The sequence below is a fragment of the Candidatus Pelagibacter sp. PS_02 genome, assembly GCF_059418065.1.
The window spans coordinates 1,161,363-1,174,344 of the sequence record NZ_CM182079.1 but is presented as its reverse complement, the minus strand read 5'-3'; the positions used below and the strand labels follow the sequence as shown (position 1 = coordinate 1,174,344).

At 30.9% G+C, this 12,982-nt stretch carries 14 protein-coding genes; 6 read left to right on the top strand and 8 right to left on the bottom strand.

Going from position 1 to position 12,982, the window contains the following annotated elements:
- Nucleotides 1–8 precede the first annotated feature (8 nt).
- From priA to atpC, 6 genes are all read left to right on the top strand, one after another.
- A complete protein-coding gene (gene priA / locus AC5SL4_RS06205) occupies nucleotides 9–1,964 on the top strand; it encodes a replication restart helicase PriA (RefSeq protein ID WP_494587276.1) in 1,956 nt (651 codons plus the stop codon).
- A 110-nt stretch (nucleotides 1,965–2,074) separates the two neighbouring features.
- The gene (gene atpH / locus AC5SL4_RS06200; protein ID WP_018413614.1) at nucleotides 2,075–2,632 is read left to right on the top strand and encodes an ATP synthase F1 subunit delta; all 558 of its coding nucleotides are present in this window, start codon (nucleotides 2,075–2,077) and stop codon (nucleotides 2,630–2,632) included.
- Nucleotides 2,633–4,168 carry a F0F1 ATP synthase subunit alpha gene (atpA, locus tag AC5SL4_RS06195; RefSeq protein ID WP_006997678.1) on the top strand — a complete coding sequence of 512 codons (1,536 nt, stop codon included), beginning with the start codon at nucleotides 2,633–2,635 and terminating at the stop codon, nucleotides 4,166–4,168.
- A gap of 3 nt (nucleotides 4,169–4,171) precedes the next feature.
- Nucleotides 4,172–5,047, top strand: a complete 876-nt coding sequence (locus AC5SL4_RS06190) for a F0F1 ATP synthase subunit gamma (protein WP_011281555.1) — start codon at nucleotides 4,172–4,174, stop codon at nucleotides 5,045–5,047.
- A gap of 2 nt (nucleotides 5,048–5,049) precedes the next feature.
- Entirely contained in the window at nucleotides 5,050–6,468 is a 1,419-nt protein-coding gene (atpD, locus tag AC5SL4_RS06185; RefSeq protein WP_006997680.1) for a F0F1 ATP synthase subunit beta, read from the top strand.
- Nucleotides 6,468–6,860, top strand: coding sequence for an ATP synthase F1 subunit epsilon (gene atpC, locus AC5SL4_RS06180; protein ID WP_271766757.1), 393 nt, complete (start codon nucleotides 6,468–6,470; stop codon nucleotides 6,858–6,860). Before atpD ends, atpC begins: the two co-directional genes overlap by 1 nt.
- On the opposite strand, the gene AC5SL4_RS06175 is transcribed toward atpC, so the two are convergent.
- From AC5SL4_RS06175 to rpmA, 8 genes are read right to left on the bottom strand one after another with little or no spacing between them, the layout of a single operon-like run.
- Nucleotides 6,853–7,329: an RNA pyrophosphohydrolase gene (locus tag AC5SL4_RS06175; RefSeq protein ID WP_020168880.1), complete on the bottom strand. Its 477-nt coding sequence runs from the start codon at nucleotides 7,327–7,329 to the stop codon at nucleotides 6,853–6,855. The genes atpC and AC5SL4_RS06175 overlap by 8 nt on opposite strands.
- The gene (locus AC5SL4_RS06170) at nucleotides 7,330–8,469 is read right to left on the bottom strand and encodes a S41 family peptidase (protein ID WP_494587275.1); all 1,140 of its coding nucleotides are present in this window, start codon (nucleotides 8,467–8,469) and stop codon (nucleotides 7,330–7,332) included.
- Nucleotides 8,466–8,816 (bottom strand): ribosome silencing factor, encoded by a 351-nt coding sequence (rsfS, locus tag AC5SL4_RS06165; RefSeq protein WP_006997684.1) that lies wholly within the window; start codon nucleotides 8,814–8,816, stop codon nucleotides 8,466–8,468. Before rsfS ends, AC5SL4_RS06170 begins: the two co-directional genes overlap by 4 nt.
- A gap of 17 nt (nucleotides 8,817–8,833) precedes the next feature.
- Nucleotides 8,834–9,376: a nicotinate (nicotinamide) nucleotide adenylyltransferase gene (gene nadD, locus AC5SL4_RS06160; RefSeq protein ID WP_006997685.1), complete on the bottom strand. Its 543-nt coding sequence runs from the start codon at nucleotides 9,374–9,376 to the stop codon at nucleotides 8,834–8,836.
- Complete coding sequence (locus tag AC5SL4_RS06155) at nucleotides 9,357–10,607, bottom strand: glutamate-5-semialdehyde dehydrogenase (RefSeq protein ID WP_494587274.1); 1,251 nt, start codon at nucleotides 10,605–10,607, stop codon at nucleotides 9,357–9,359. The genes nadD and AC5SL4_RS06155 overlap by 20 nt, the downstream gene beginning before the upstream one ends.
- A 1-nt stretch (nucleotide 10,608) precedes the next feature.
- Nucleotides 10,609–11,715 (bottom strand): glutamate 5-kinase, encoded by a 1,107-nt coding sequence (gene proB, locus AC5SL4_RS06150; RefSeq protein WP_494587273.1) that lies wholly within the window; start codon nucleotides 11,713–11,715, stop codon nucleotides 10,609–10,611.
- Nucleotides 11,705–12,688: an Obg family GTPase CgtA gene (cgtA, locus tag AC5SL4_RS06145; protein WP_006997688.1), complete on the bottom strand. Its 984-nt coding sequence runs from the start codon at nucleotides 12,686–12,688 to the stop codon at nucleotides 11,705–11,707. The genes proB and cgtA overlap by 11 nt, the downstream gene beginning before the upstream one ends.
- A gap of 30 nt (nucleotides 12,689–12,718) precedes the next feature.
- Nucleotides 12,719–12,973, bottom strand: a complete 255-nt coding sequence (gene rpmA / locus AC5SL4_RS06140; RefSeq protein WP_006997689.1) for a 50S ribosomal protein L27 — start codon at nucleotides 12,971–12,973, stop codon at nucleotides 12,719–12,721.
- Nucleotides 12,974–12,982: the final 9 nt, after the last annotated feature.

Below are 12,982 nucleotides of genomic sequence, written 5' to 3'. Positions count from 1 at the left end.
ATAAAAATATGAAAGTACCGATTCTTATACCAAATATTTTTAATCATCCATTTACCTATAATTCAGATTTAAATTTAAAGGTTGGAGACTACGTGGCAGTGCCTTTTGGAAAGTCAGAGCTGACTGGAGTTGTATGGGATGATTTTGAAAAAAAAACAAACAAAAATTTTGCTATTAAAAAAGTTTTAAGAAAATTAGATGTTCCACCATTAAAGAAAAATATAATTAAATTCTTAAATTGGTTTTCTGAATACAATATGACTCCTAAAGGCATGGCATTAAAATTGTTATTATTAAGTAGTGGTGCCATAGAAAAGTTACCAATTGAAGCTTATGAGCCATTCAAAATTGATATCAAAGAAAATGAAATAAAACTTTCTAAAGAACAAAGAGATTCATTAAAAAAAATGAATGTATTAAATCAAAAATTTAGAGTTCATGTTTTACAAGGTACTACAGGCTCAGGTAAAACAATGGTCTATTTTGAGGCTTTAAAAGAGATAATTAATAAGGGTTTTCAAGGATTAATTCTATTACCAGAAATCGGATTAACAGGACAATTTCAAAATAAATTTATAGAATTTTTTGGTTTCAAGCCTGCCGTATGGCACTCAGGTATTACAAAAAAAAATAAAGAAATTATTTGGAGTGGAATAGCAAATGATAAAATTAAAGTTGTAATTGGTGCTCGATCTTCATTATTTTTACCTTTTAAAAAACTAGGATTAATCATTGTTGATGAAGAACATGATCAATCATATAAGCAAGATGAGGGAGTAACTTATAGCGCAAGAGATATGGCAATTTCTAGAGCATCCTTTGAAAATATTCCAATCAATTTAATAACAGCCGTACCCTCTATTGAAACTTATGACAATATTAAAAAAGGCAAATATAGTTTATCAAAACTTGATCAAAGATATTTAAATGCATCTTTACCAAAATATGAAATAATTAATCTAAATAATTCCAAACTCGAAACTCAATCTTGGATAGCTAAAGAAACAATTGAGAAAGTAAAATTTCATCTTGAAAAAAAAGATCAAGTATTATTTTTTTTAAATAGAAGAGGATTTTCACCCCATGTTTTATGTAAAAAATGTTTTACTAGTTATTCATGTCCAAATTGTTCAATAAATTTAGTTTATCACAAAAACAAACAAAATTTATTATGTCACTACTGTGGATACAAAACTTTACTAAATAGGGACTGCTCAAAAGAAGGAAAATGTGATTTTATTTTTAGTGGGCCTGGAGTTGAAAGGATATCAGAAGAAGTAAAAAAAATTTTTCCCACCAAGGAAACAACTATATTTTCTAGCGATACAATGAATAAAAAAAGTTCAGCAGATGTTTTAGAAAAAATTATAGATAATAAAATTCAAATTTTAATTGGAACTCAATTAATTTCTAAAGGATTTCACTTTCCAAGTTTAAATTGTATTGTTGTTGTTGATATCGATTTATCATCACAAGGTCACGACCTAAGAGGTGCTGAAAAGAATTTACAATTATATCATCAACTTTCAGGTAGAGCAGGAAGAACAGGAAAGCCAGCAACTGTTTATTTTCAAACTTATAATTTAGATACCAAAATGATAACAGACATTACCAATAAAGATCCTGATATTTTTTTAGATAAAGAACTTGAAATTAGAAGGGAAAATAACCTTCCACCGTTTCAAAGATTTATTGCCTTAATAATTACCGGTAATAATGAAAGAGAACTTGAAAAAGAGGCTTATAAATTTAAAAGTTTTATAGAAAGTGCTGTTGATGGTAGAGTGCTTGGTCCTGTAAATGCACCTATATTTAGATTAAAAAGAAGGTTTAGAGTAAGACTTTTGATCAGGGGTCGAAAATCTCTCAAGGTTCAAAATTCCCTTTCAAAAGTCATTGAAAAATTCAAATTTCCAGCTGGAATGAAACTAACGGTTGATGTTGACCCAATAAACTTCAATTAACAAAGAAAAAACAAGACTTTTAGACAATGTGTGACTTGAAGAGCTAGGAGTCATATGTTAATTAAAACAAAATTTTAATAAATCTTCTAATATTTATAAGGAACAATAAATTGAGCAAAAATAAAGGTTTTTCTGAAACATCAGCAGGTAGATATTCCCTGGCACTTTATGAATTAGCTGTAGAAGCTAATAATTTAAGTGAGATCGAGGTTCATTCTGCTTCAATTATTAATTTAATTACTTCAAGTGAAGATTTTAAATCTTTAATCAAGGATCCAACGAATAACAAAGAAGACCAATTAAATGCTCTAAGTAAAATTTCAGAACAATATAAATTGAATGAATTATTAACTAAATTTTTAAGCTTTCTAATATCTAAAAGAAGATTCTTTTATGTGGATAAAATTCTAAAAAGCTTTGTTGAGACATGTTCAGTCAAAAGAGGTGAATTAAAAGCAGAATTAACTTCTGCAAAAGATCTTACTGAAAATGAAATTAACAATATAAAAGAAGAATTGACTAAAAACTTTAGTTCAAAAATAAAATTAAACTACAAACACGATGCAAGTTTAATTGGGGGTTTGATTGTGCAAGTCGGAAGCACAATGGTGGACACTTCCATTAAAAATAAATTACAACAAATCGAAAATAGGATGATAGAGGCATAAATGGATATAAACCCATCAGAAGTAACAAAGATATTAAAAGAGCAAATTAAAAAATTTGGCGATAAAGCAGAAGTGACTGAGGTTGGTCAAGTTTTGTCAGTAGGAGATGGTATTGCTAGAGTGTACGGATTAGACAATGTTCAAGCTGGAGAGATGGTAGAATTTTCTGATGGATCAAAAGGAATGGCTCTAAACTTAGAAAGTGAAAATGTTGGAGTTGTAATTTTCGGAGACGATAGAAAAATTAAAGAAGGTGACGTTGTTAAAAGAACAGGAAGTATTGTTGATACACCTGTTGGAAAAGAATTATTAGGAAGAGTTGTTGATGGATTAGGAAATCCAATTGATGGCAAAGGTGCTTTAGATAAAGCAACTAAAAGAAGTAGAGTTGAAGTAAAAGCTCCTGGAATTATTCCAAGACAATCTGTTAGTGAACCAATGCAAACAGGCTTAAAATCAATTGACAGTCTAGTTCCAGTTGGAAGAGGACAGCGTGAATTAATTATTGGGGATAGACAAACTGGAAAAACTGCAGTTGCTATCGATGCGATCATTAACCAGAAAAAAATAAATGAATCTGGTGATGAGAAGCAAAAACTTTATTGTATCTATGTTGCTATAGGTCAAAAAAGATCTACCGTTAGACAAATTCAAAAAACTTTAGAAGAAGCTGGTGCAATGGAATATACAACAATTGTTGCTGCTACTGCTTCAGATGCAGCGCCGCTTCAGTTTTTAGCACCATATACAGGCTGTACTATGGGTGAATACTATAGAGATAATGGTATGCATGCATTAATCATTTATGACGATTTATCTAAACAGGCTGTAGCTTATAGACAAATGTCACTTTTATTAAGAAGACCTCCAGGAAGAGAAGCTTATCCGGGAGATGTATTTTATTTACACAGCAGATTACTTGAGAGAGCAGCCAAGCTTAGTGATGAGCATGGTGGAGGTTCGTTAACCGCTCTTCCTATAATTGAAACGCAAGGTGGAGACGTATCTGCTTTTATTCCAACTAACGTTATTTCAATTACGGATGGTCAAATATTTCTTGAAACAGAATTATTTAACCAAGGAATTAGACCAGCGATTAACGTAGGTCTATCAGTTTCTAGAGTTGGATCTGCAGCACAAACAAAAGCAATGAAAAAAGTTTCTGGTTCAATGAAGCTAGAGCTTGCTCAATATAGAGAGATGGCTGCCTTTGCACAATTTGGATCTGATTTAGATGCATCTACACAAAAACTTTTAAATAGAGGTTCAAAACTAACTGAACTTTTAAAACAAAAACAATATTCCCCTATGACAGTTGCTGAACAAGTAATTTCAGTTTTCTGTGGAGTTAAAGGTTATTTGGATGATGTGGAACTTAAAGATATTGCTGAGTTTGAATCTAAGATTATTGAAAAATGTAAATCTGAAAAACCAGAAATTTTAGAATCTGTTTTAAGTTCAGGTAAGCTTGAAGAAGATACTGAAAAATCATTAGTTGATACTATCATGGAACTTAAGAAGAACTTTAATTCTTAAAATATGGCAACACTAGACGACTTAAAAAAAAGAATAGCGAGTGTAAAGTCTACACAAAAAATTACCAAAGCCATGAAAATGGTTGCGGCCGCTAAACTTAGAAGAGCGCAGGAAAATGCTGAAAAGGGAAGACCTTATTCTGAAAAAATGAATAACATTATTCTTAATTTATCTAGTGGCATTTCTGATAAGGAAAATGCTCCTAAGCTTCTTTCAGGAACAGGAGAAGATAAAGTGCATTTATGTATTGTGTTAACATCTGATCGTGGTCTATGTGGTGGTTTTAATACAAATATTATTAAAAAAGCCAAAACATATTTTCAAAAAATATCTGATGAGGGAAAAACTTTAAAAATTATAACTGTTGGATCTAAAGGGTATGATCAATTAAAAAGAGTTTATAAAGATGCTATCGTAGAGAGAATATCTTTTAAAGATTCAAAAACTATCAATTATCTAGATGCTGAAAAAGTGGGAAAAATGATAATTGAAAACTTTGAAAAAGAAGAATTTGATGTGTGTACAATTTTTTATAATAAATTTAAAAATGTAATCACTCAGATACCTCAAGAACAACAAATAATTCCTTTAAAAACATCTGAAGCAGAAGAAAATTCTTCTGAGGATAATTATGAATTTGAACCAGACGAAGATGAAATTTTAAGCAACTTATTGCCTAAAAATATATCTACTCAGATTTTTAAAGCGATGTTAGAAAATTCAGCTAGCGAACAGGGCTCAAGAATGAGTGCAATGGATAATGCAACCCGTAACGCAGGTGAAATGGTTGACAAGCTAACTATTGAGTATAATAGAAGTCGTCAAGCAGCTATTACAAAAGAACTAATTGAAATCATATCAGGAGCGGAAAGTTTATAATTATGAGCAAAGGAAAAATCACACAGATCATTGGAGCAGTAGTAGACGTAAAATTTGATGGAGAACTACCAGAAATTTTATCAGCATTAGAATGTAAAAATGGAGACAACAGATTAGTTTTAGAAGTTGCTCAGCACCTTGGTGAGTCAAGTGTTAGAACAATTGCAATGGATGCTACTGAAGGATTAAAAAGAGGAGACGAAGTAACCGCAACAGGTGCTCCTATACAAGTTCCAGTTGGTCCGGAAACTTTAGGAAGAATTATAAATGTAATAGGTGAACCTATCGATGAAAAAGGTGAAGTTAAAACAAAAGAAAAATGGCCAATTCATAGAGCTGCACCTGAATTTAGTGATCAGTCAACAGAGACAGAAATTCTAGTTACAGGAATTAAAGTAGTTGATCTATTAGCACCATACGCCAAAGGAGGAAAAATTGGTTTATTTGGAGGTGCGGGTGTTGGTAAGACAGTACTTATTATGGAATTAATTAACAACGTAGCAAAAGCTCATGGTGGATTTTCTGTGTTTGCTGGTGTTGGAGAAAGAACTAGAGAAGGAAATGACCTTTATCACGAAATGATAGATTCAGGCGTTATTAAGCCAGAAGGTCCAGGATCAAAAGCTGCATTAGTGTATGGTCAAATGAATGAACCCCCAGGAGCTAGAGCAAGAGTTGCCTTAACAGGTTTAACTGTGGCTGAATATTTTAGAGATCAAGAAGGACAAGACGTATTATTCTTCGTTGATAATATCTTTAGATTTACTCAAGCAGGTTCAGAAGTTTCTGCACTATTAGGAAGAATTCCATCAGCAGTGGGATATCAGCCTACACTTGCAACAGACATGGGTAATCTTCAAGAAAGAATTACGACTACTAACAAGGGTTCTATTACATCTGTACAGGCGATTTATGTACCAGCAGATGACTTAACTGACCCGGCACCTGCTACATCTTTTGCTCACTTAGATGCAACAACTGTATTATCGAGACAGATAGCTGAAATTGGAATTTATCCAGCAGTTGATCCTCTAGATTCCACTTCTAGAATTTTAGATCCTAGAATAGTTGGTGATGAGCACTACAGAGTTGCAAGAGAAGTGCAAAAAATTCTTCAAACTTACAAATCTCTGCAGGATATTATTGCGATTTTAGGAATGGATGAATTATCTGAAGAAGATAAATTAACAGTAGCTAGAGCGCGTAAAATACAAAGATTTTTATCACAACCTTTCTTTGTTGCTGAAGTCTTTACTGGTTCTCCAGGAAAATTAGTAGATTTAGAATCTACAATTAAGGGTTTTGCTGCAATATGTAATGGTGAGTATGATCATTTACCAGAAGCTGCATTTTATATGGTGGGCACAATTGAAGAAGCTGTAGAAAAAGCAGAAAAAATGGCGAAAGATGCTGCTGCATAATGAGTGAAGAGTTCAAAATAGAAATTGTAAACCCAGAAAAATCTTTTCTTTCAAAAGAAGATGTAACAGAAGTTGTTGTACCTGCTTTTGAGGGAGAAATGGGGATTTTAAAGGACCATATCTCAATTATTTCATTTCTAAAGCCAGGGATTATTAAAATCTTTTCTAAATCAGGCGAGGATAATTACTATGTTGAGGATGGAATTGTTGAATTTAAGAATAATAATTTATCAGTTCTAACAAGTTCTATTTTTAATATTAAAGATATTGATAAAGATAAAATTAGTGAACTACTTGCTCAAGCAGAAGAAAATTCAAAAAATAGTAACATTACAGATCAAAATAAATACTTGGTTGATCAAAAAATTGATGTGTTAAAAACTCTTAATTAAGAATTTCTTTTACTTTTTCTTTAACATCTTTGTACACATGTAGTTTAAAGTCTACAACTAGGTCAGTTATATTTTCTAGATCAATCCATTTCCATTCACAAAATTCAGGGTGTTTAGTTTTAATATCAATCTCATTATCTTGTCCTAAAAATCTCATTATAAACCACTTTTGTTCCTGACCTCTATATTTACCTTTCCAAATTATACCTAGTAAGTTTTTTGGTAATTCATAAGAGATTAATCCATCACATTCTTTGATTAGTTCAACATTTTTTATACTAGTTTCTTCTTCTAGCTCTCTGTAAGCAGCAGTTAAATAGTCCTCACCCTTATCAACACCACCTTGGGGCATCTGCCAAAAATTTTTTTGATTATCAATCCTTTTTGCAACAAAAACTTTATTATCTTTGTTCAGGACAACAATTCCAACCCCACTTCTAAGAGGTAAATTCACTTTACTATCTGGCATTTATCCGTTGAATAGTTTTATTGCAAAATTCAATTGATTATCAGTTTCAGAGTTAAATTTAAAATCATCCGAACCTTCTGCAACTTCTATATCAGGTGTTACACCTACTTCAGAAATAGATTTTCCTGAAGGGAGATAATATTTTGCAATTGTTAATCTAATAGCACCTCTATTTTTCAAAGGGATTATTGATTGCACAGAACCTTTTCCATAACTATTTTCTCCAAGTATAATAGCTCTTTTATGATCTTTTAATGCACCAGCTACTATTTCCGATGCTGAAGCTGATCCATAGTTAATAAGTATAATTAGTGTTTTACCATTTGTTAGATCACCTTTTTTAGCAAACCATTTTCTATTCTCTGAAGCTTGTCGACTTCTTGTTGATACAATCTCACCATTTTCTAAAAAAAAGTCTGAAATTTTAATTGCCTGAGAAAGCAAGCCACCTGGGTTGTTTCTTAAATCTAAGATATAACCCTTTAGATCTTTGTTTTTATTTAATTTATTAATTTTATCTTTAATTTGTTCACTGCTATTTTCGTTAAAGGAAGTTAATCTTATATAGCCTATGTTATTATCTATAAGTTCTGATTTTACAGACTGAACCTGAATAACTTCTCTCGTTATATTAAAAATTAATGATTTTTTTACACCTCTTCTTCTAACTGTTATTTCGATACTTGATCCAACAGGTCCCCTCATTAAGTCTACTGCTTGCATTAATGTTTTGCCTTGGACCTGAGTATTATTAATTTTTACAATATAATCACCAGCTTTTAATCCTGCTTTTGATGCTGGAGTATTATCTATTGGTGATATTACTTTTACAACACCTGCTTCCATGCCAACTTCAATACCAAGTCCACCAAACTCTCCACTAGTTTCAGTTTGCATACCCTCAAAACTTTCAGGCGTCATATATGCAGAATAGGGATCAAGAGATTGCAATAAACCATTTATGGCTGAGTCCATACTTTTTGATTGATCAACTTCATCAACGTATTCTTTGCTAATTTTCTCAAGAACCTCACCAAACAAATCAATTTTTTTATATAAGTCGGTGTTTTCAGAAAAACTTTTTTGAAAAGTAAATAATAGTATTATAAAAAAAAGAAAAAATCTTTTAGTCAAAATCATATCATCACTTTTTCTTTAGGAATGATTTCTGACCATATTTTTTCTAATTCATAAAATTTTCTTTTATCAGGATGAAATATATGAACAATCAAATCTATACCATCAACTAATTTCCAATCACCACTTTCTTTTCCTTCAATCTTAGAATTTTTTATTCCATTGGTCTTTAATTTTTCTAGCACCATTTCAGATAAAGCTTGAATATGTCTAGAAGAAGTTCCGCTTGCTATAATCATATAGTCAGCCATTGAACTTTTATTTTTAAGATCTATTGAAATAATATCTAGGGCTTTATTAGAATCTAGGGTTTTTAGGATTAAATCTTTAAGGTCTATGTTTTTTTCCATTAATTTATTTAACCTTATCAAATTTTTCTTAATTGAGAAGATGAAATATTAACCTTTTTAAAATTAATAAAAGATAATCTATTTTTATTTACACCGTTATAGGTCACAGACTTTAGCGATTTAGCTTTATATCCCTGTCGATCAAATACAAGTAGATTGCATTTTTTTATAATGGATTTCCATTTATACCATTTATGAAAATTGATTAGATTGTCAGCACCCATAATAAAATAGATCTCAAATTTTTTATCTTTATTTAAGTAATTGATGAGGTCAATTGTTTTATTGGAGAGAACTTTTTCCTCATAAAATTTTACTTTAATAAAATTATTTTTACCAATAATTTTTTTTGCAAATTTTATTCTATTTTTTAGATCTGTTTTACTTGTATTTTTAAATGGGTTTTGTTTAGTAATTGCCCATATAATATTTTTTAATTCTAATATTTTTTTAGCCTGTTTAGAAATTTCTAAATGACCTTTGTGAGCAGGATCAAAAGTTCCCCCCAAGATTCCAATTTTTGTCTTTTTTTGTTTTAAGTTATTTTCTGGTTTTACCATTACTAATAATTTCGTATTTGTATGAAACGAGCTGCCATAATCCAACAGGTCCTCGTGGAGGTAAAGTATTTGTTGAAATGCCAACCTCACCACCAAAACCAAATTCACCACCATCAGCAAATTGAGTAGATGTGTTATGCATTGCTATTGAACTTTTAACATTTTTTAAGAATTTATTTGCAGTTTTTTTATTTTTAGTAATGATAGAGTCAGTATGCATAGTCCCATATTTGTTAATATGGCTAATAGCGTCGTCACAATCTTTAACTGTTTTTACAGACACTGTTGATGATAAATATTCAGTAGACCAATCCTTTTCTTTTGCTGGATAAATCTTTCCCTTGTAATATTTTTCCAAAAAACGATCTCCATAAATTTTGCAGTTATTTTCTTCTAACTTTTTTAAAATTGGGTTACAGAATTTCTTAACAATTTTTTCATGCATCAAAATTGTTTCAGTAGCGCCACAAATACTAGTGTTTCTTAGCTTTGCATTATAGGTAACGTTTGTAGCCATCTTTAGATTGGCATCCTTATCAATAAAAGTATGACAAAGACCTTCCAAGTGACCGATAATAGGGATGTTAGAAAATTGTTGAACTCTTTTTACTAAATTTTTTCCACCACGAGGTATTATTACATCAATATAATCTTTCATTTTTGAAAGCATAAAGTCGACCATTTTTCTGTCTTTAGAGTCTATAAATTGAATAAAGTTTTCATTCACTCTAGTTTCCTTAAGCGACTTTCGAAATAGTTTTGCTAAAATTTTATTAGTATTTATAGCTTCAGAGCCACCCTTTAAAATTACAGCATTTCCAGATTTAAAGCATAAACTTGCAACATCAGCTGTAACGTTGGGTCTGCTTTCATAAACAACACCTATAACACCAATAGGTATAGACACTCTGCTAATTGTTAAACCATTTGGTCTGCTCCATTTTTCTAAAGTAGCATCAACAGGATCTTTCAATTTAGCAATTTTATTTATAGAATTTTTTATGCCTATTAGCTTTTTTTCATCAATAGTTAATCTTTCTATCAGATTGCTTTTTAGGCCCTTGTTTAGAGCAAATTGAATATCTTTTTGATTAGCTTTAAATATAGATTTTTTTTCTTTGCCTAATAAGAAAGCATATTTTTTTAAAACTTTATTTTTAGTTTTTGAATTAACTTTATCAAGTGATGCCTTTCTTGCATTTTGACCTATTAATCTCATATATCTGCTCATTCTATACCTCTACTATATCATCTTTATGAATTACTTCTGATTTGGAAATATATCCTAGTAATTTTTCTATTTCTTTCGAGTGGTGACCCATTATTTTTTCTATTTCATTAGATGAAAAAGAGCTAAGTCCTCTTGCACATTCGTAATTATTTTTATCTAAAACTTTAATATGATCTCCTTTACTAAATCGCCCAGATACTTTTTTTATTCCTGCTGCTAATAAACTTTTACCATTTGAAAGTGCTTGTTTCGCACCATCATCAATAATCAGCGCACCTTTAGGTGAAACAGAGCTGATAATCCATTTTTTTCTAGCATCTAATTTTGAAACCTTAGGTAAAAACCATGTACAATTATTCTCTTCAGTTATTTTTTTAATAGGTCGGTTTATTAAGCCATTTGCTATTACCATCTGGCATCCTGATAATTGACAGATTTTAGCAGCATCTATTTTAGTTTTCATGCCACCCGTTCCATGCTCACTAATACTTTTGGTCGCTATTTTTTCTATATCTTTATCTATATTTCTTATTTCTTTTATTAATTTTGCATTTTTATATATTTTTGGATTATGTGTATAAAGACCATCTACATCAGAAAGCAAAATAAGGGAGTCTGCACCTGATATTTGTGCAACACGAGATGCTAATCTGTCATTATCACCATACTTAATCTCTGAAGTAGCGATAGTATCATTTTCATTTACTATTGGTACAAAGCCCAGTTTAAATAAATTATCAAAAGTTCTTTTTGCGTTAAGGGCTCTTCTTCTTTGTTCTGTATCTTCTAGAGTGAGAAGAATTTGAGAAATATTAATTTTAAATTTAACAAATGTTTCTGAAAATAAGTTCATTAGTTCAATTTGCCCAATAGAAGCAACAGCCTGACTTTTATCAATCTTAAGATTTTTTTTGCTAATATTTAGTTTTTTGCAACCCATTGCTATTGCTCCAGAGCTTACAATAATAACTTTTTTATTCTGTTTTATTAATTCCTGAATATCTTTAGTAAATTCAGTGAGCCATTTTCTCCTTACTTTTTTTTTGTCATCTATTAACAAGGATGAGCCAATCTTAATTACAATTATTTTAGAATCTTTAAGATACATAGGAGAGCAATTTAGCTTTAATTCTAGATATTGAGCCTTTTTCTAATGTTGAGAGTGTAACCACCTCAGAATCTTTATTTTTAGAAAAATTTTTTAAAATTTCTTTCACTTCTTCTTCTTCTAATAAGTCTGTCTTATTTAATACAATTATCTCTTTTTTTTCTAGTAAATCTTTACTGTAACTCCCCAACTCATTTCGAACTTGTTTATACGTATTTTCAAGGTCCTCATCAGTAATATCTATTAAATGCATTAAAGTTTTGCATCTTTCTATGTGTTTTAAAAATTGAATACCAAGACCTACACCCTCGTGCGCACCTTCAACCAATCCAGGAATATCAGCTAGAGTTATTTCTTTATCATCATAACTTGCAACACCAAGATTTGGATTTAATGTTGTAAATTTATAGTTAGCAATTTTAGGCATCGCATTTGTAATGGAAGCTAATAAGCTTGATTTACCTGCATTAGGTAGTCCAACAATACCAACATCAGCAATAGTTTTTAACTGAAGCCAGATTACATACTCTTCACCAGGCGCACCTTTAGTAAATTTTTTCGGAGCTCTATTAGTGGAACTTTTAAATCGAGTATTTCCTAGACCACCTTTACCACCATTAGCTACAATAAATTCTTCACCTTCTTTTTTAAAATCATAAATTAAGGTTTTATTATCTTCTTCAAAAACTTGCGTACCTATTGGAACTTTTAAAATTAAATCTTCTCCACTGTGACCTGTACGATTTTGTCCAGAGCCATTAACCCCTCTTCCTGCTTTATGGTGTTGTTGAAATCTATAATCGATAAGAGTATTTAAATTTCTTTCTGACCTAAGATATATGGTGCCACCTTTACCTCCATCGCCACCATCAGGTCCGCCGTATTCAATAAATTTTTCTCTACGGAAGCTAGGAGATCCATGTCCTCCATTGCCTGCTTTTACATAAATTTTAACTTGATCTAGAAACTTCATAATACAACTCTTAGTTTTTTAGTTGTACTACTAATTGGGCTTTACTGAAACGAATGTTCTATCTGATTTACCCTTTTTGAAAACAACTTTTCCTTCAACAACAGAAAAAATTGAATGATCTTTACCCATCCCCACGTTTTCACCAGGAAAAATTTTTGTGCCTCTTTGTCTTACAATTATGTTTCCAGGAATTACTACTTCACCACCATACTTTTTAACGCCAAGTCTACGACCGGCACTATCTCGTCCGTTTCTCGATGATCCACCTGCTTTTTTTGTTGCCATAATTTACCT

Bases quoted from the DNA above. Each gene is read 5' to 3' on its own strand.
- priA (WP_494587276.1), top strand. From the start codon at position 9: ATGAAAGTACCGATTCTTATACCAAATATTTTTAATCATCCATTTACC.
- atpA (WP_006997678.1), top strand. From the start codon at position 2,633: ATGGATATAAACCCATCAGAAGTAACAAAGATATTAAAAGAGCAAATT.
- AC5SL4_RS06190 (WP_011281555.1), top strand. From the start codon at position 4,172: ATGGCAACACTAGACGACTTAAAAAAAAGAATAGCGAGTGTAAAGTCT.
- atpD (WP_006997680.1), top strand. From the start codon at position 5,050: ATGAGCAAAGGAAAAATCACACAGATCATTGGAGCAGTAGTAGACGTA.
- atpC (WP_271766757.1), top strand. From the start codon at position 6,468: ATGAGTGAAGAGTTCAAAATAGAAATTGTAAACCCAGAAAAATCTTTT.
- AC5SL4_RS06175 (WP_020168880.1), bottom strand. From the start codon at position 7,329: ATGCCAGATAGTAAAGTGAATTTACCTCTTAGAAGTGGGGTTGGAATT.
- AC5SL4_RS06170 (WP_494587275.1), bottom strand. From the start codon at position 8,469: ATGATTTTGACTAAAAGATTTTTTCTTTTTTTTATAATACTATTATTT.
- rsfS (WP_006997684.1), bottom strand. From the start codon at position 8,816: ATGGAAAAAAACATAGACCTTAAAGATTTAATCCTAAAAACCCTAGAT.
- nadD (WP_006997685.1), bottom strand. From the start codon at position 9,376: ATGGTAAAACCAGAAAATAACTTAAAACAAAAAAAGACAAAAATTGGA.
- AC5SL4_RS06155 (WP_494587274.1), bottom strand. From the start codon at position 10,607: ATGAGCAGATATATGAGATTAATAGGTCAAAATGCAAGAAAGGCATCA.
- proB (WP_494587273.1), bottom strand. From the start codon at position 11,715: ATGTATCTTAAAGATTCTAAAATAATTGTAATTAAGATTGGCTCATCC.
- cgtA (WP_006997688.1), bottom strand. From the start codon at position 12,688: ATGAAGTTTCTAGATCAAGTTAAAATTTATGTAAAAGCAGGCAATGGA.
- rpmA (WP_006997689.1), bottom strand. From the start codon at position 12,973: ATGGCAACAAAAAAAGCAGGTGGATCATCGAGAAACGGACGAGATAGT.